Annotated in this window: 2 protein-coding genes (1 of these 2 cut by a window edge); both read left to right on the forward strand. The window is 66.1% G+C overall.

Annotation, left to right across the window (positions count from 1 at the left end):
* On the forward strand, nt 1-7,797 hold the full coding sequence (locus DUGA2_RS00170; protein WP_070266531.1) for a non-ribosomal peptide synthetase: 7,797 nt from the start codon (nt 1-3) through the stop codon (nt 7,795-7,797).
* Nucleotides 7,798-20,350: the 5' portion of a non-ribosomal peptide synthetase gene (locus DUGA2_RS00175; RefSeq protein ID WP_070266533.1), read on the forward strand. The gene runs 7,595 nt beyond the window's last position; 12,553 of the gene's 20,148 nt are visible here — the first part of the coding sequence; the start codon lies at nt 7,798-7,800; its stop codon lies beyond the right edge, outside the window.

A 20,350-nucleotide genomic window follows, 5' to 3' on the forward strand; every position in this document is an offset into this window, starting at 1 on the left:
ATGAAACTGGATGAGCAACTGCTGGCCCGCCGCTTTGCGGCGCTGACTCCCGAAGCGCGACGTGGCTTCCTCGGCAAACTGCGCGACGCGGGCTTGAGCTTCGCGGAACTGCCGATCGTCGCGGCCGGGCGCGATGGTGCGCTGCCGCTGTCCTATGCCCAGCGCGGCTTGTGGCTGACCTGGCAGCTGGATCCGGCCAGCCCGGCCTACAACATGCCCGGCCTGCTGCACTTCAGTGGCGCGCTGGACTTGGCGGCGTTGCAGGCCGCGATACGGCAACTGGTCGAACGGCACGAAATCCTGCGCACCGTCTTCCGTGCCGGTGACGCTGGCGAGCCGCGCCAGATCATTATGGCGGCGGACACGGTCGCCGTGCCCGTGCACGACCTGCGCGCCTTGCCAGAAGCGGCGCGCGCGGAGGCGCTGCGGCAGATGCAGCAGGCCTTCGCGCTGGCGCCTTTTAGCTTGGACAGCGCGCCGCCGCTGCGCACCGCGCTCTGGCAAAGCGCCGACGACCAGCACGCGCTGGGCATCGCGCTGCACCACATTGCCGGCGACGGCGTCTCGGTCCGCGTGCTGGTCGACGAACTGCTGGCGTTGTACCGCCAGGCTTGCGGGCAGGATGCGCCGGCCCTGGCGCCGCTGCCGGTGCAGTTTGCCGACTATGCGCAGTGGCAGCGCAACTGGTTCGAAGCCGGTGAAAAGGATCGCCAACTGGCCTATTGGCGCGGCCGTCTCGGCGATCAGCACGCCGCGCTGGAACTGCCGTTCGACCGCAGCCGCGGCGCGCAGCCGCACGCGCGCGAGGGCCGTCATGCATTCCAGCTGCCGGCCGACGTCAGTGCTGCACTGCGCGCGCTGGCGCGCGGACAGGGCGCGTCGTTGTTCATGGTGGTGTTGGCCGTGTTCAAGCTGGTGTTGTACCGCTACAGCGGCCAGACCGATATCCGCGTTGGCGCGCCGGTCGCCAACCGGCAGCGCGCAGAGACGCACGGCATGCTGGGCTACCTCACCAACGTGCTGGTGCTGCGCACTGAGATCGACCCTTCGGCCAGCTTTGCAGCGCTGCTGGGGGCCGTCCGCGAAACCGTGCTGGATGCGCACGCCGCCCCCGACCTGCCTTTCGATATGCTGGTGGAGGCGCTGCAACCGGAGCGCCAGGCCGGCGTGCATCCCTTGTTCCAGGTTAAATGCACGCAACAGGACGACTTGCCCGCCGTGTGGCGCTTGCCGGAACTGGACGTGCGCGTTGAAAGCCTGTCGGCCGGCGATGCCCACTTCGACCTGAGCCTGGACTTCGTCGACCGCGCAAGCGGCATCGAGGCTGTGCTGGTGTACTCCGAAGCCTTGTTCGACGCTGCCACCATCGAACGCTTCGCGCGCGCCTATGCCGCGCTGGCCGCGCAAGCCTCATCCGGCCAGACCGTGATGCTGGCGCAGCTGGCGCACACGGATAGCGGCGAGAAGCTGTCCGCACTGCCGGGAGCCATGCAGGAATGGCCTTACGCCGACATGCTCGACCTGTGGGATGCGTCGGTACGCCGCTGGCCACACCGCAACGCCGTCAGCTGCGAGGGGCGTTCATACACCTACGGCAAATTGGACGGCCATGCGAACGCGCTGGCGGCGCAATTGCTGGCGCGCGGTCTGGCGCCCGAGAGCCGGGTGGGTATCATCGCCGGGCGTTCCTGCGAATTCGTGCTCGGCATGCTGGCCATCCTCAAGGCCGGCATGGCGTGCGTGCCGCTGGATCCGGCCCTGCCGCAGCAGCGGCTGGCCTATCAGTTGGAAAACAGCGCAGCCGCGCTGGTGCTGTCGGCCGGCGCGCCGGGCTGGGACACAGGCTTGCCGGTGGTCGAGCTGTCGTTCGATGCGGCGCGCGACGCCGTGCCTCGGCCTGCGCCGCATCCGGGCCAGGCTGCGTATGTCATCTACACTTCCGGCTCCACCGGGCAGCCCAAGGGCGTGGTCGTCAGCCGTGGAGCGTTAGCCAACTATGCGCAGGCGGTTCTGTCGCGCATGGATCTGCCGGAGACGGCGAGCAGCATGGCAATGGTGTCGACCGTCGCGGCGGACCTGGGCCACACCGTGCTGTTCGGCGCGCTGTGCTCGGGCCGCGAGCTGCATCTGGTCTCGGCCGAATGCGCATTCGATCCGGACGCCTTCGCCGCTTACATGCGCGAGCATCGCGTCGATGTACTGAAGATCGTGCCCAGCCATCTGCAGGCGCTGTTGAGCGCGGCGCAGCCGCAGGACGCACTGCCTGCGATGCGGTTGGTGCTCGGCGGCGAAGCCACCCGTTGGCCGCTGCTGGAGCGGATCGCGGCGCTGAAGCCCGGCTGCCGCGTACTCAACCACTACGGGCCAACCGAGACCACTGTCGGCATACTCACGCAGGAAGCGGATGCGGCGTTGCGTTCGGCCGCGACGCTTCCAGTCGGCCAGCCGCTGGCCAACGGCCGCGCCTATGTGCTGGACGGCGCACTTGAACCGGCGCCTGCCGGTGTGGCCGGCGAGCTGTATCTGGGCGGCGCCGGCCTGGCGCGCGGCTACCAGGCGCGCCCCGGCCAGACAGCGGAGCGCTTCGTCGCCGATCCGTTCACGGCGGGAGCGCGGCTGTACCGGACCGGCGACCGCGTGCGCATGCTGGCCGACGGCAGCCTGGAGTTCCTGGGACGCGTGGACGACCAGGTCAAGGTGCGCGGCTACCGCGTGGAGATGCGCGAGGTGGCGCAGGCGCTGCGAGCGGTGGCCGGCGTGGCCGAAGCCGAAGTGGTCGCGCGTGAGGACCAGGATGGCAAGCTGCAGCTGCACGGCTACGTGGTGGCCACGGCCAGCGCCGGCATCGACGTCGGCGCCTTGCGCGAGACGGTGGCCCAACTGGTGCCCGATTACATGGTTCCCGCTGCGATCATGCAGCTGGACGCATTGCCGTTGACCGCCAACGGCAAGATCGACCGCAAGGCCTTGCCCAAGATGGAGCAGCGCGAAGCCCGTCATAGCGATGCGCCGCAAGGCGAGGTCGAACAGGCGCTGGCCGAAGTCTGGGCGCAGGTGCTGCGCCTCGATAGCATCGGCCGTCTGGATAACTTCTTTGAAGTGGGCGGTGATTCCATCCTAGCCTTGCAGATCATCGCGCGCTCGCGCAAGCGCGGGCTGCGCTACTCGCCGAAACAGCTGATGGAGCGCCAGACCATCGCAGCGGTGGCCGCCATCGCCACGCTGGATGCCGTCGCCAATGTGCCCGCGCCGGCGCCGCAGCCGGCTGCTTCCCTCGGCTTTTCGCCCACGCCGGTGCAAAGGTGGTTCTTCGAGCAAGGATACAAGGACAGTCACCACTGGAACCAGTCGCTGCTGCTCTGCTCTATCGAGGTGATCGACCCTGCGTTGTTGGAGCAGGCTGTTGCGGCGGTCGTCACGCAGCACGAAGCGCTGCGCACCAGCCACCAGCCGGACGGCGATTTGTGGTCGCTGGCCGTGCAGGCTGACGGACCGTCCGTTTTCGAACGCATCGATCTCGGCGCGCAAGCCGATACAGCGACTGCGCTGTCCAGGGCCGTAGATCTGGCCCAGCGCAGTCTCAGCTTGCAACGGCCGTTCAAGGCGGTGTGGATAGATATGGGTGCAGGCGGCGGCCGCCTGCTGCTGGTGGCCCACCACCTGGTTGTCGATGCCGTCTCCTGGCGCGTGATCCTGGAGGATCTGCAAACGGTGCATCGCCAGCTGATCCAGGGACGCGCGCCCGGGCTGCCGGCAGCGACCAGCGCATTCCGTGACTGGTCTGCCGCGTTGGCACTTCATGCGGCTGGCGAAGCGCTGGCGGCCGAGCTGGCGCACTGGCGCGGTGTGGCCGGTGAGGCGGAACCCACGCTGCCGGGCAATGCCACCGGCAGCAATACGGTGGCCGATGCACGCACCGTCATCACCGCGCTCGATGAAGACCGCACCACAGCGCTGCTGGGCGACGTGCCGCAAGCCTACCGCACCCGCATCGACGACGTGCTGCTTACCGCGCTGTCGCGCAGCCTGTGCGCCTGGGATGGGCGAGAAAGCGTGCTGGTCGAGTTGGAGGGACATGGACGCGAAGCGCACCTGTTCGATGGCGTTGACCTGAGCCGCAGCGTCGGCTGGTTCACCACGCTGTATCCGGTGCGCCTGGCGCCGGGGACCGGCGAGGATGCGGGCGCCAGCCTGAAGGCGGTCAAGGAACAATTGCGGCAGGTGCCGGGAAAAGGCTTGGGCTACGGTGTGCTGCGCTACCTGAGCGAGACCGGCCGCGCGCTGGCCGATGCCGCCTATCCGCAAGTGACATTCAACTATCTGGGACAGCTGGACCAGACTTTCGAGACCGGCTCTTCGTGGCGCATGGCGCCCGAGAGCACCGGCGCCGAGCGCGCACCGGGCAGCCGGCGGCGCACCTGGCTGAGTATCGACGCCGATGTGTATCGCGGCGAACTGCGCGTGCGCTGGACTTACAGCGCGGCGGTGCATGACGAAGCCACGGTGCGTAGCCTGGCCGTGCGCTTCCTGGACGAGCTGCGTGGATTGATCGCGCATTGCCTGAGCGGCGCGCGCGGAGTCACGCCGTCCGATTTCCCGCTGGCCCGGCTGACGCAGGCCCAGATCGAACGCCATGCGCTGCCGCTGGAGCGGCTGGTCGACCTCTATCCGCTATCGCCGATGCAGGCCGGGATGCTGTTTCACAGTGTGTTCGATCCTTCGGGGACGGCGTATGTGAATCAGCTACGCCTGGATCTGGAGGACGTGGATCTGGTTCGCTTCAGGGGCGCGTGGCGCACCTTGATGGAACGCCACGAGGTGCTGCGCACCGGCTTCCTGTTGGGCGAAACGCCGCTGCAATGGGTGGCGCGTTCGGTGGAGTTGCCGATCGATGAGCAGGACTGGCAAGGCCGGGCCGATGCCGCCGCACTGGACTCGCTGGCACAAGCAGAGCGCGAACGCGGCTTCGACCTGGCCGCGCCGCCGTTGATGCGGCTCGCGCTGGTGCGCTGCGACGCCCGCCGCCATCATCTGATCTGGACCCGTCATCATCTGCTGCTTGACGGCTGGAGCAGCGCGCGCCTGTTGGGGGAGCTACTGTCCTGCTACGCCGGACAAACGCTGGCGCCGCAGCGCGGACGCTATCGCGACTACATCGGCTGGCTGCAAGAGCGCGATGGCGCGGCGTCGGAATCCTATTGGCGCACGCTGCTTGCGGGCATTGAGGGGCCGACCCGGCTCGCCCACGCGTTCGGCCAGCCCGGGTCCCGGGATGGGCATCTGAAGATCACGCAGGTGTTTGACGCCGTGGCCACCTCGCGTCTGGCGGAATTCGCCCGCGCCGAGCGGGTAACGGTCAATACCGTGATCCAGGCCGCATGGGCACTGCTGCTGCACCATTGCACTGGCCAGGCTCAGGTTTGTTTCGGCGCGACCACCGCAGGCCGTCCGCCGGAGTTGGCAGACGCCGGGGAGGTGCTGGGACTGTTCATCAATACCTTGCCCGTGACGGCGAGCCCGCGGCCCGACTATCTGGTGGGGGAGTGGTTGCGCCAACTGCAGGCCCAGAATATCGCCTCGCGTGAGCACGAGCACACGCCGCTGGTCGACATTCAACGCTGGATGCGCACCGAGGGCCAAAGCCTATTCGACAGCATCATGGTGTTTGAAAACTACCCGGTAGACCAGGCATTGAACAGCAACGACGAGGGAGCGTTGCGGGTGGCCGGCGTCGAGGTGCGGGAAGAGACCAACTATCCGATGACGTTGACGGTGCAAATGGCGCAAACGCTGACCGTCGGTTACGCCTTCCATCTGCGCGACTTCTCCGAGGCGCAGGTCAAACGTCTGGAAGAGTACATGCGGATAGTACTGGCGTCCTTGTGCGCATCCGCGCAGCGCTGCCTGGGCGACGTCGCGATGCTGGACGTGCCGGAACGTGAACAACTGCGGCAGTGGGGCATGGCTACGGCGCGTTATCCGCAGGAAGAGCCGCTGCACCGGATGATCGAACGGCAGGTTCAGGCCCGCCCGGATGCGAATGCGCTGCTGTTCGGCGACGAATCGCTGAGCTATACGCAGCTGAACCTGCGCGCCAACCGTCTCGCCCACCGACTGATAACGCTGGGCGTCGGGCCGGACGTCAAAGTCGGCATCGCCGTCGAGCGCTCGCTGGAAATGATGATCGGTCTACTGGCGATCCTGAAGGCCGGCGGCGCCTATGTGCCGCTGGACCCGGAATACCCGACCGATCGCCTGGCCTACATGATGGCCGACAGCGGCATCGCGCTGCTGTTGACGCACAGCGCATTGAAGGACGGGCTGCCACCGGCCGACGGTGTGCAGGTTCTTGAGCTGGACGCGCTGGACCTGTCCGGCGAACCGGAACACAACCCGCAGGTGGCGGTGCATGCCGAAAACCTGGCCTATGTGATTTACACCTCGGGTTCTACCGGGCGTCCGAAAGGTGCGCAACTGTGCCACCGCAACGTGGGCCGGCTGCTCAAGGGCACCGACGCCTGGTTCGAGTTTGGCGCGCAGGATGTGTGGACGATGTTCCACTCCTACGCCTTCGACTTCTCGGTCTGGGAGATATTCGGCGCGCTGTGCACCGGTGGCCAGCTGGTGATCGTGCCGTATTGGATCAGCCGCTCGCCGGAGGATTTCCTGCAACTGCTGCGCCGCCATCAGGTGACGGTGCTGAACCAGACGCCGTCGGCGTTTGGGCAGTTGATGCATGTGCCAGGTTTGTATGACGAACGCCTGGCGCTGCGCGCCGTGATCTTCGGCGGCGAAGCGCTGGATCCGCAACGCCTGAAGCCGTGGATGGCGCAGTGGGGCGGCCGGCAGCCGCGCATGATCAATATGTACGGCATCACCGAAACCACGGTGCACGTGACCTATCGCGAAATCACTGCAGCGGACCTGGACAGCCAGCGCAGTCCGGTGGGCGTGGCGATCCCGGACCTGGGCCTGCGGGTGCTGGACGGCGCGCTGAACCCGGCGCCGCTTGGCGTGGCGGGGGAACTGTATGTGGCCGGCGACGGCCTGGCGCGCGGCTACCTGGGCCGTCCGGGCTTGAGCGCGGAACGCTTTGTGGCCGATCCGTTCGGCGCGGCCGGCGAACGGCTGTACCGTACCGGTGATCTGGTGCGATGGAACGATGAGGGACAGCTGGAGTACCTGGGCCGCATCGACCATCAGGTCAAGATCCGTGGCTTCCGCATCGAGCTGGGAGAAATCGAAGCCCAACTGCTGGCGCAGCCGGAAGTACGCGAGGCGGTGGTGCTGGCTTTGGATGGACGGCTGGTCGCTTACGTCTCCGCCCATTCAGGACACTCGATAGAGCCGTCAGCCTTGCGCGAGCAACTAAACGACGTGCTCCCGGACTACATGGTGCCGTCGGTGATCATGGCGCTGGATGCGCTGCCGATCAACGCCAACGGCAAGGTGGATCGCAAGACGCTGCCGCAACCGGAGCAAGCCGCCGGACGCGAATACCAGGCGCCGCAAGGGGAGGTGGAGCAGGTGCTGGCCGTCATCTGGACCGAGGTGCTGGGCATAGCGCGCGCAGGGCGCCACGACAATTTCTTTGAACTGGGCGGACATTCGCTGCTGGCCCTGCGCTTGCAATCCGAAATACAGCAGCGTCTGTCGCGGCATCTGCCGTTGCGGGCCTACTGGGAAAACCCGACACCCGCCTCCTTGGCTGCATGGATTTCTCAAACATCCGGCGCTGCCACCGAGGCGAATGATATCGAACAAATGGCCACGCTTTTAGAGCAGTTGGAGTATTGAATGGCAATCAGAAAACATGACATCGCACTTCGTTTTTCCGAGCTCACCGGCGAAAAACAAAAGACCTTTTTGACAGCGTTGAAAGCGCAAGGCATAGACTTCGGGCAGTTGCCCGTCGTTGCGGCGAAAGGCGACAGCAGAACGGCGCTTTCGTATGCGCAGGTCCGACAGTGGTTCCTCTGGAAGCTGGACCCGGACAGCACGGCGTATCACATCAGCGGCGCATTGAGGCTGACAGGGACGCTGGATGATAACGCGCTACAGGCAGCCTTCGACGCGCTGGTGGCGCGTCACGAGTCTTTGCGCACGGTCTTCCATACCGGCGACGATGGACAGGTGTCGCAGGTGATACAAGCTCCGGCTAGCATGCAGTTGGAGCGAGTAGATCGGAATGGTGCAACCATCGGCGAGGAGGTCGCTCGATTACAACAGACGCCCTTCGATCTGGAACGTGGTCCATTGCTGCGCGTTGGTCTGATCCGCGAGGCGGCCGACCAGCACGTGCTGGTGGTGGTGATGCACCATATTGTTTCGGACGGATGGTCGATGCAGATCATCGTCAACGAATTCGTGGAGCAGTACCGCGCTCTGACCGAGGGCCGGAGTGTCGAACTTGCCGCACTGCCGGTGCAGTACGCGGACTACGCGGCATGGCAGCGCAACTGGCTGGAGGCGGGCGAGAAGGAACGTCAACTGGCCTACTGGACGAAGCAACTGGGAGACGAGCATCCGGTACTGCAGCTGCCGGTGGCGCGTGCGCGCCGGTCCGACGGCGTCTACGGCGCGGCAAAACACATACTCGAACTTCCGTTCGAACTGACGGCTGGCCTGCAGCGTCGCGCGCAGGCGCAAGGGGCTACGCTGTTCATGGCGCTTCTGGCCGGCGTACAGGTGCTGCTGTCGCGCCACACCGGACAGGCGGATATCCGCGTGGGTATCGCGATCGCCAACCGCCAGCGCGCCGAGATTGCCGGTGTAGTAGGCTTCTTCGTCAACACCCAGGTGCTGCGCGGCGTGATCGACGGACGTCTCAGTCTGTCGCAAGTGTTGGCGCAGGCCAGGGAGTCTGTGCTAGGCGCGCAGACGCATCAGGATCTGCCGTTCGAACAACTGGTCGAGGCGCTGCGCCCCGAGCGCCAGTTGGGCGCCAATCCGCTGTTTCAGGTGATGATGAACCATCAGCGCCAGGAGCATGGCGCGTTGCGGCAGTTACCGGGACTCGCGCTGGAGGAATACCCGCTGGGTGAGCAGCGGGCGCAATTCGAACTGACGATTGACACCGCCGAAGATGCCGAAGGCCGGGTGCGCGTCAGTTTTAACTACGCCCGTGAACTGTCCGATGTCGACGCCATTGAGCGCATGGCCGTCCATTATGTGGCGGTGCTGCGGGCGCTGGCCAAACAGCCGGAAACGGCCGCCGGCGATGTCGAATTATTGGATTCGGCCGAACGCGACCAGTTGCACGCCTGGGGCGTGAACGCGGCGCACCAGCCGCACGAGGAAGCGGTGCACAAGCTGATCGAGCGGCAGGCGCAGGCCCGCCCCGAGGCGATTGCGCTGCTGTTTGGCGACGAGTCGATGAGTTACTCGGAACTGAACCAGCGCGCCAACCGTCTGGCGCACCACCTGATCGCGCTGGGCGTTCGCGCCGACGGCAAGGTCGGCATCGCGATCGAACGTTCCTTCGGCATGGTCATCGGCCTGCTGGCGATCCTGAAGGCCGGCGGTGCCTACGTGCCGCTGGACCCGGATTTTCCGACCGAGCGCCTGGCCTACATGCTGGAGGACAGCGGTATTGACCTGCTGCTGACGCAAAGCGCGGTCAAGAATGGCTTGCCGGCCGCCGCCGGCGCGCGCTTGCTGGATCTGGACACGCTCGACCTGAGCGACTCACCCGCGCACAATCCGCAGTCGGCACTGCACGGCGAGAACCTGGCGTATGTGATCTACACCTCGGGTTCCACCGGACGCCCGAAGGGGGCGGCCAACCGCCATCGTTCGCTGTACAACCGCCTGGCGTGGATGCAGCAGGCCTATGGATTGACGCCGGCCGACACGGTGCTGCAAAAGACGCCGTTCAGCTTCGACGTCTCGGTCTGGGAATTCTTCTGGCCCCTGATGACCGGAGCCCGGCTGACCATCGCCAACCCCGGCGACCATCGCGACCCGCAACGCCTGGTCGCGCTGATCGCCCGCCACGGCGTGACCACGTTGCACTTCGTGCCGTCGATGCTGCAAGCCTTCCTGGCGCACGAGGGCATCGAAGCCTGTGCCAGCCTGACGCGCATCGTGTGCAGCGGCGAAGCCTTGCCGGCGGAGGCGCGCAACGCCGTGTTCAAGCGTCTGCCGGGCGCTGGACTCTATAACCTGTATGGCCCGACCGAAGCGGCCATCGACGTCACCCACAGCACCTGCCGCAACGATGGCAGCAGCCAGGTGCCGATCGGCCAGCCGATCAGCGGCACGCAGACCCACGTTCTCGACGACAGCCTGAATCTGGCGCCGGTGGGCGTGGCTGGTGAGTTGTATTTGGGCGGCATCGGGTTGGCGCGCGGCTATCTGGATCATCCGGGCCTGAGCGCGGAGCGCTTCGTGGCCGACCCGCTGGGGCGCAACGGCGAGCGCCTGTACCGCACGGGCGACCTGGTACGCTGGAACGATAAGGGCGAACTGGAATATCTGGGCCGGATCGACCATCAGGTCAAGATTCGCGGCTTCCGCATCGAACTGGGCGAAGTCGAGGCGCAGTTGCTGGCGCAGCCGCAGGTGCGCGAAGCGGTGGTGGTGGCGCACAGCGCGCGGCTGATCGCCTACGTGTCGACGCAAGCCGGGCTGACGGTGGACGCCGGCGAGTTGCGCGCGCGTCTGGCGGAGAAGCTGCCGGACCACATGGTGCCGTCGGCGATCATGGTGCTCGACAGCCTGCCGCTGAACGCCAACGGCAAGGTGGATCGCAAGGCGCTGCCGGAGCCGGGCTACGAAGGCGGCCAGGAATACGAAGCGCCGCAAGGTGAGGTGGAGCAGGCGCTGGCCGAGATCTGGGCCGAGGTGCTGCAAGTGCCGCAAGTGGGCCGCCAGGATAACTTCTTCGAACTGGGCGGTCATTCGCTGATGGCGCTGAGCGTGCTCGAACGGATGCGCGCGCGCGGCATGGCGGTGCAGGTGCGGACCCTGTTCCAGCATCCGGTGCTGGCGGCTTTCGCGCAGGTGATCGAACGCAAGGAGGACCGCCGCGACGTGGTGGTGCCGGCCAATCTGATACCGGCCGGTTGCACGGCCATCGAGCTGGGCATGCTGACGCTGATCGAACTCGATGCCGGGCAGATCGCCTGCGTCGAAGCGGCGGTGCCAGGCGGCGCGGCCAACATCCAGGACATCTATCCGCTGGCGCCGTTGCAGGAAGGGATACTGTTCCACCACATGCTGCAAGGCGAGGGCGATGCCTATGTCACGCCGCACCTGCTGGCTTTCGACAGCCGAGAGCTGCTGGAACGCTTCGTCGCCAGCTTCAACCAGGTGATCGCGCGCCACGATATCCTGCGCACCGCCGTGTTGTGGGAAGGCTTGCAGGAGCCGGTGCAGGTCGTACAGCGCGAGGCGGAACTGGCGATCGAATGGCTGGCGGCGATGGAGGCCGGAGCGGCAGAGCGCCTGAACGCCTACGTCAATCCGCAGCATCACCGCATCGATGTGCGCCAGGCGCCGATGGTGCGGGCGGTGGCGCTCCACGATGTCGAGCAAGGCCGCTGGCTGTTGCAGCTGCCGAGCCATCACCTGGTGCTGGACCATACGACGCTGGAGCTGATCGTCGAGGAAATCGGATTGATCCAGCAGGACCGCGCGGCGGAACTGCCCGAGCCGGTGCCGTTCCGCCGCTTCGTGGCGCAGGCGCGCCTGGGCGTGAGCGCGGCCGGGCACGAAGCCTTCTTCAAGCAGATGCTGGGCGACGTGGACGAGCCGACCGCGCCATTCGGCCTGCTCGACGTGCAGGGCGACGGCAGCGACATCGAGGAGGTATGCCTGCCGCTGGCGCCGGAACTGTCGGAGCGTATCCGCCAGCAGGCCCGCCGTCATGGCCTGGGCGCGGCCAGCCTGTTCCACCTGGCGTGGGCGCTGGTGCTGTCCAAGGCGACCGGCAAGGACGACGTGGTGTTCGGCACCGTGCTGTTCGGCCGCATGCAGGGTGGTGAGGGCGCCGAGCGGGCGCTGGGCATGTTCATCAACACGCTGCCGATGCGCGTCAAGCTGGGTGGTCGTGGCGTGCTGCAAAGCCTGCGCGAGACCCACACGTCGTTGACCGGCCTGCTGGAGCACGAACACGCCAGCCTGTCGCTGGCGCAGCGTTGCAGCGGCCTGCCGGGCGGCACGCCGCTGTTCTCGGCGCTGCTGAACTATCGCTACAGCTCAGCAAAAAAGGCAGATGCCGGCGCCAATCCCGCTTTGTGGCACGGCGTGCAGTCGCTGGGTGGCACAGAGCGCAGCAACTATCCGGTGGACATGTCGGTGGATGATCTGGGCCAGGGCTTCAGCCTCGTGGCGCAGGTTAAAAAATCAATCGGCGCTCAGCGGGTGTGCGAGTATATGCTGGCTGCTGTCGATGGCATTGTGGCGGCGCTGGTCGAGCGGCCGGCGTTGGCGGTCAATGAAGTGGAAGTGCTGAGCGTAGCGGAGCGCGAGCAACTGCATGGCTGGGGCGCGAACACACTGCGCCATCCGAATGGAAAGCCGGTCCATCGCCTGATCGAACAGCAGGCGAACGCCCGTCCGACAGCGACGGCGCTGCTGTTCGGCGGCGAATCGATGAGCTACGCCGAACTGAATCAACGCGCCAACCAACTGGCGCATTACCTGATCGCGCTGGGTGTGCGGCCGGACGCCAAGGTGGGCATCGCGGTCGAACGCTCGTTCGAGATGGTTGTTGGCCTGCTGGCGATCTTGAAGGCCGGCGGCGCCTACGTACCGCTGGATCCCGAGTATCCGGCCGACCGCCTGGCCTACATGGTGCAGGACAGCGGCATCGCCCTGATGCTGACCCAGACCGCGGTGCAGGACCGCTTGCCGACTGCCGACGGTCTGCGTGCACTGGCGCTCGACACGCTCGATTTGGACGGCCAGCCTACCCACGATCCACGCGTGGAAATACATGGCGAGAACCTGGCCTACGTCATCTACACCTCCGGTTCCACCGGACGCCCCAAAGGCGTGGGCATCGCGCATCGCAGCTTGGTCGAGCATGCGCAGGTGGCGGTGGGTTTCTTCGGCCTGACGCGGGCGGACCGCATGCTGCAATTCGCCACCCTAAATTTCGACGGTTTCATCGAACAGCTGTTTGCACCGCTGGTTGAAGGCGCCTCGTTGGTATTGCGCGGCCCCGCCTTGTGGGACAGCGCAACCTTCCACGCGGAGCTGATCGCCAGGAAAATCAGCGTCGTCGATATCACGACGGCCTATTGGCTGCTGCTGGTGCAGGACTTCGCCCAGCAGGGCGTGCGTGACTACGGTGTGCTGCGCCAGGTCCACGCCGGCGGCGAGGCGATGCCGCCGGAGGGCTTGAAATCGTGGCGCGAGGCGGGCCTGTCGCACGTCAAGCTGTTGAACACCTACGGCCCGACCGAAGCGACGGTGACGGCCACGATCCTCGATTGCCAGCCGTACGTGAGCGGAGACAAGCCGCTGCCGCAGCAGATGCCGATCGGGACGCCGTTGGCAGGACGTCTGCTGCGGGTGGTGAACGAATCGCTGCATCCTGTGCCGGTCGGCGTGGCCGGTGAGTTGTGCATCGGCGGGGACTTGCTGGCGCGCGGCTACCTGGGCCGCCCGGCGCTGAGCGCCGAGCGCTTCGTGGCCGATCCGTTCGATGACAACGGCGGCCGCCTGTACCGCACCGGCGACCTGGTACGCTGGAGCGCGGGAGGCCAGCTGGAGTATCTGGGACGGATCGATCATCAAGTCAAGATCCGTGGCTTCCGCATCGAACTGGGCGAGGTCGAGGCGCAATTGCTGGCGCAGCCGGAGGTGCGTGAAGCCGTGGTGGTCGCGTACAGCGGCCAGGCGGGCGCGCGGTTGGTCGGTTACGTGTCGCCGCAGGCGGGACAAACGGTGCACGCGGCCGAGCTGCGCGGCCGCCTGGCCATCGCGATGCCGGACTACATGGTGCCATCGGCGATCGTGGTGCTGGATGCGCTGCCGCAGAACGCCAACGGTAAAGTGGACCGCAAAGCGCTGCTGGACCCCGGCTATGAAAGTGAACGAGAATACACTGCTCCACAAGGGGATGCGGAAGAAGCGCTGGCTTGTATCTGGGCCGAGGTTCTGGGCTTGAAACAGGTCGGGCGGCGCGACAACTTCTTCGAACTTGGCGGCCACTCGTTGATGGCGCTGCGCGTGCTGGAACGCATGCGCGCACGCGGCATGGCCGTGCAGGTACGCACCTTGTTCCAGCACCCAGTGCTGGCGGACTTCGCGCAGATGGTCGAACGCAAAGAGGACCGCCGCGACGTAGCTGTTCCGGCTAATCTGATTCCATCCGGTTGCGCCGCGATCGAACCATCCATGCTGACACTGATCGAACTCGATCAGCCGCAGCTAAACCGTATTCAAAGCACGGTGCCGGGCGGCGCAGCCAATATTCAGGATATCTATCCGCTGGCGCCATTGCAGGAAGGGATACTGTTCCATCATATGCTGCAAGGCGAGGGCGATGCCTACGTCACGCCACATCTGCTGGCCTTCGACAGCCGGGAGCTGCTGGAACGTTTTGTCGCCAGTCTCAATCAAGTGATCGCGCGCCACGATATCCTGCGCACTGCCGTACTGTGGGAAGGTTTGCAGGAGCCGGTGCAGGTAGTGCAGCGCCAGGCAAAGCTGACTATCGAGTGGTTGGCGGCAGTGGGGGGCGGCGCCGTGGAATGCCTGAATGCTTACGTCGATCCGCTGCACCATCGTATCGACGTGCGCCAGGCGCCGATGCTGCGCGCCGTGGCATTGCATGACCTTGAAAAAGGCCGCTGGCTGCTTCAACTGCCTAGCCACCACTTGGTGCTGGACCACACAACATTGGAGCTGATCGTCGAAGAAATCGCGCTGATCCAGCAGGAACGGGAGTCCGAGCTTCCCGAACCCGTGCCGTTCCGCCGCTTCGTGGCTCAGGCTCGCCTGGGCCTGAGCGCGGCCGAGCATGAAGCGTTCTTTACACAGATGCTGGGCGACGTGGATGAGCCGACCGCCCCATTCGGCCTGCTCGACGTGCAAGGCGATGGCGCCGGCGTGGAAGAAGCGCGCCTGCCGCTTGCGCCGGAACTATCCGGTCGTATCCGCCACCAGGCGCGACGCCATGGCCTGAGCGCCGCCAGCCTGTTCCACCTGGCGTGGGCGCTGGTTCTGTCCAAGGCCACGGGCAAGGACGACGTGGTCTTCGGAACCGTGTTATTCGGCCGCATGCAGGGGGGCGAAGGCGCCGGGCGGGCGCTTGGCATGTTCATCAACACGCTGCCTATCCGCGTGAAGTTGGGCGGACGCGGTGTGCTGCAAAGCCTGCGCGAGACGCATGCTGCGTTGACCGGTCTATTGGAACACGAACATGCCAGTCTCTCGCTGGCGCAGCGTTGCAGTGGTGTGTCGGGAAGCACGCCGTTGTTTTCGGCACTGCTCAACTACCGCTATGGCACGTCGCAAGAAAATGCAGGCGACACCCCCACCTTGTTGGACGGCATGGAATCGCTGGGCGGAGAGGAACGCACCAATTATCCGTTAGGGATGTCGGTGGACGATCTGGGACAGGACTTCCAGCTGGTGGCGCTGGCCGTGCTGTCGGTCGGTGCGAAACGCCTGTGCGAATATATGCTGGCTGCCGTTGCGGGTATTGTCGATGCGCTGGCCGGACAGACAGGACGAATTATCGACGACGTAGAAGTGCAGACTGACGCCGAGCGCGCGGCGTTGCGCGCATGGGGCGTGAACCAGACAACTTATTCATATGAAGCGCCGGTGCACCAGCTGTTCGAACGCCGGGCGAGGGAAACGCCCCAGGCGACGGCGCTGCTGTTCGCCGACGGAGTCCTGAGCTACGCGGAACTGAACCAGCGCGCCAACCAGCTGGCGCATCGCCTGATCAAGCTGGGCGTGCGGCCCGAGGCCAAGGTCGGCATCGCCGTCGAGCGCTCCCTCGAAATGGTGGTTGGCCTGCTGGCGATCCTGAAGGCGGGGGCGGCCTATGTGCCGCTGGACCCGGAATACCCGGCGGACCGCCTGACCTATATGCAGGAAGACAGCGGCATCGCGCTGCTGCTCACGCAAAGCGCGGTCAAGCAAGGCCTTACGGTCATGCAGGGGCTGCGCGTCCTGGATCTCGACACGTTGGAGCTGGGTGATGAACCGTCGCATAACCCGCAGATTCCGCTGCACGGCGAGCATCTGGCTTACGTGATCTACACCTCGGGTTCCACCGGCCGGCCGAAGGGTGCGGCCATCCGCCATCGCGCGCTGGCCAGTTGCATGACGTGGATGCAGCAGACCTACGCGCTGACGCCGGCCGACACGGTGTTGCACAAGGCGCCGTTCAGCTTTGACGTCTCGGCATGGGAGATATTCTGGCCGCTGACGGCGGGCGTACGCTTGGTGGTGGCCAACCCTGGCGACCAGCGCGACCCGGAGCGGATCACGGAACTGATCCGCCGCCATCAGATCACCACGCTCAACTTCGTGCCGGCGATGCTGCAGGCTTTCCTGGCGCACGAAGGCATCGAGGCGCAGACGCGCCTGCGTTATGTGATCTGCGGCGGCGAAGCGATGCCTGCGGCCACGCAGGGCGAGGCGCTGCGCCGCCTGGAGGGCGTGAGCTTGCAGAACCTGTACGGCCCGACCGAAACCACGATCCACGTCACGCAGTGGACCTGCCGCGACGATGGCCGGGCGCTGGTGCCGATCGGCCGTCCGATATCGGAGACCAAGGCCTATGTGCTGGATGGCGCGCTGAGCGCCGTGCCGCAAGGCGTGGCCGGTGAGCTGTACATCGGCGGCGAACTGCTGGCGCGCGGCTATCTTGGCCGGCCGGCGCTGAGCGCAGAGCGCTTTGTAGCGGATCCGTTCGGCGAGGCGGGCGAACGCCTGTACCGCACGGGCGATCTGGTGCGCTGGAACGGCGAAGGGCAGCTGGAATACCTGGGCCGGATCGACCATCAGGTGAAGATCCGTGGTCTGCGGATCGAACTGGGGGAAGTGGAAGCGCAGCTGCTGGCGCAGCCGGAGGTGCGCGATGCGGTGGTGGTGGCGCACAGCGGCTCCGCCGGTACGCGCCTGGCCGGCTATGTGTCGGCGCATGTCGGGCAAGAGATCGGTGCTGCTGAATTGCGCGCGCGTTTGGGCGCGACGCTGCCGGACTACATGGTGCCGTCGGCGATCATGGTGCTCGATAGCCTGCCGCTGAACGCCAACGGCAAGGTGGACCGCAAGGCGCTGCCGGAGCCGGGCTATGAAGGTGGCCAGGAATACGAAGCGCCGCAAGGTGAGGTGGAGCAGGCGCTGGCCGAGATCTGGGCCGAGGTGCTGCAAGTGCCGGAGGTGGGCCGCCAGGATAACTTCTTCGAACTGGGCGGCCATTCGCTGATGGCGCTGAGCGTGCTCGAACGGATGCGCACGCGCGGCATGGCGGTGCAGGTGCGGACCCTGTTCCAGCATCCGGTGCTGGCGGCTTTCGCGCAGGCGATTGAACGCAAGGAGGACCGCCGCGACGTGGTGGTGCCGGCCAATCTGATACCGGCCGGTTGCGCGGCCATCGAGCCGGGCATGCTGACGCTGATCGAACTCGATGCCGGGCAGATCGCCCGCATCGAAGCGGCGGTGCCAGGCGGCGCGGCCAACATCCAGGACATCTATCCGCTGGCGCCGTTGCAGGAAGGGATACTGTTCCACCACATGCTGCAAGGCGAGGGCGATGCCTATGTCACGCCGCACCTGCTGGCTTTCGACAGCCGAGAGCTGCTGGAACGCTTCGTCGCCAGCTTCAACCAGGTGATCGCGCGCCACGATATCCTGCGCACCGCTGTGTTGTGGGAGGGCTTGCAGGAGCCGGTGCAGGTCGTGCAGCGCAAGGCGGAACTGGCGATCGAGTGGCTGGCGGCGATGGAGGCCGGAGCGGCAGAGCGCCTGAACGCCTACGTCGATCCGCAGCATCACCGCATCGACGTGCGCCAGGCGCCGATGGTGCGGGCGGTGGCGCTCCAGGATGTCGAGCAAGGCCGCTGGCTGTTGCAGCTGCCGAGCCACCATTTGGTGCTGGACCATACGACGCTGGAACTGATCGTCGAGGAAATCGGATTGATCCAGCAGGACCGCGCGGCGGAACTGCCCGAGCCGGTGCCGTTCCGCCGCTTCGTGGCGCAGGCGCGCCTGGGCGTGAGCGCGGCCGGGCACGAAGCCTTCTTCAAGCAGATGCTGGGCGACGTGGACGAGCCGACCGCGCCATTCGGCCTGCTGGACGTGCAGGGCGACGGCAGCGACATCGAGGAGGTACGCCTGCCGCTGGCGCCGGAACTGTCGGAGCGTATCCGCCAGCAGGCCCGCCGTCACGGCCTGGGCGCGGCCAGCCTGTTCCACCTGGCGTGGGCGCTGGTGCTGTCCAAGGCGACCGGCAAGGACGACGTGGTGTTCGGCACCGTGCTGTTCGGCCGCATGCAGGGTGGTGAGGGCGCCGAGCGGGCGCTGGGCATGTTCATCAACACGCTGCCGATGCGCGTGAAGCTGGGTGGACGCGGCGTGCTGCAAAGCCTGCGCGAGACCCACACGTCGTTGACCGGCCTGCTGGAGCACGAACACGCCAGCCTGTCGCTGGCACAGCGTTGCAGCGGCCTGCCGGGCGGCACGCCGCTGTTCTCGGCGCTGCTGAACTATCGTTACAACGTCGATAAGGAAGTCTCCACCTCGGCGTGGCAAGGCATGCAATCGTTGGGCGGCGAGGAGCGCAGCAACTACCCGGTGGACATGTCGGTGGATGATCTGGGCCAGGGCTTCAGCCTCGTGGCGCAGGTTAAAAAATCAATCGGCGCGCAGCGGGTGTGCGAGTACATGCTGGCTGCTGTCGATGGCATTGTGGCGGCGCTGGTCGAACGGCCGGCGCTGGCGGTCAATGAAGTGGAAGTGCTGAGCGTAGCGGAGAGCGAGCAACTGCATGGCTGGGGCGCGAACACACTGCGCCATCCGAATGGAAAGCCGGTCCATCGCCTGATCGAACAGCAGGCGAACGCCCGTCCGACAGCGACGGCGCTGCTGTTCGGCGGCGAATCGATGAGCTACGCCGAACTGAATCAACGCGCCAACCAACTGGCGCATCACCTGATCGCGCTGGGTGTGCGGCCGGACGCCAAGGTGGGCATCGCGGTCGAACGCTCGTTCGAGATGGTCGTCGGCCTGCTGGCGATCTTGAAGGCCGGCGGCGCCTACGTACCGCTGGACCCCGAGTATCCGGCAGACCGCCTGGCCTACATGGTGCAGGACAGCGGCATCGCCCTGATACTGACCCAGACTGCGGTGCAGGACCGACTGCCGACTGCCGATGGTCTGCGTGAACTGGCGCTCGATACGCTCGACCTTGAGCGACAGCCCGTCCACGATCCACGCGTGGAAATACACGGCGATAACCTGGCCTACGTCATCTACACCTCCGGTTCCACCGGACGCCCCAAAGGCGTGGGCATCGCGCATCGCAGCCTGGTCGAGCATGCGCAGGTGGCGGTGGGTTTCTTCGGCCTGTCGCGGGCGGACCGCATGCTGCAATTCGCCACCCTGAATTTCGACGGTTTCATCGAACAGCTGTTTGCACCGCTGGTTGAAGGCGCCTCGGTGGTATTGCGCGGCCCCGCCTTGTGGGACAGCGCAACCTTCCACGCGGAGCTGATCGCCAGGAAAATCAGCGTCGTCGATATCACGACGGCCTATTGGCTGCTGCTGGTGCAGGACTTCGCCCAGCAGGGCGTGCGTGACTACGGTGTGCTGCGCCAGGTCCACGCCGGCGGCGAGGCGATGCCGCCGGAGGGCTTGAAATCCTGGCGCGAGGCCGGGCTGTCCCACATCAAGCTGCTGAATACCTACGGCCCGACCGAGGCGACGGTGACGGCCACGATCCTCGATTGCGAGCCGTACGTGAGCGGAGACAAGCCGCTGCCGCAGCAGATGCCGATCGGGACACCGTTGGCCGGACGTCTGTTGCGGGTGGTGAACGAATCGCTGCATCCGGTGCCGGTCGGCGTGGCCGGTGAGTTGTGCATCGGCGGGGAATTGCTGGCGCGCGGCTACCTGGGCCGTCCGGCGCTGAGCGCCGAGCGCTTCGTGGCCGATCCGTTCGACGACAACGGCGGCCGCCTGTACCGTACCGGTGACCTGGTGCGCTGGAGTGCCGACGGCCAGCTGGAGTACCTGGGCCGGATCGATCATCAAGTCAAGATCCGCGGCTTCCGTATCGAACTGGGCGAGGTCGAAGCGCAATTGCTGGCGCAGCCGGAGGTGCGGGAAGCCGTGGTGGTCGCGTACAGCGGCCCGGCCGGCGCGCGCTTGGTCGGTT

The sequence above is a fragment of the Duganella sp. HH101 genome (assembly GCF_001758795.1).
In the GTDB taxonomy this organism is placed as follows: Bacteria; Pseudomonadota; Gammaproteobacteria; order Burkholderiales; family Burkholderiaceae_D; genus Rugamonas; species Rugamonas rivuli.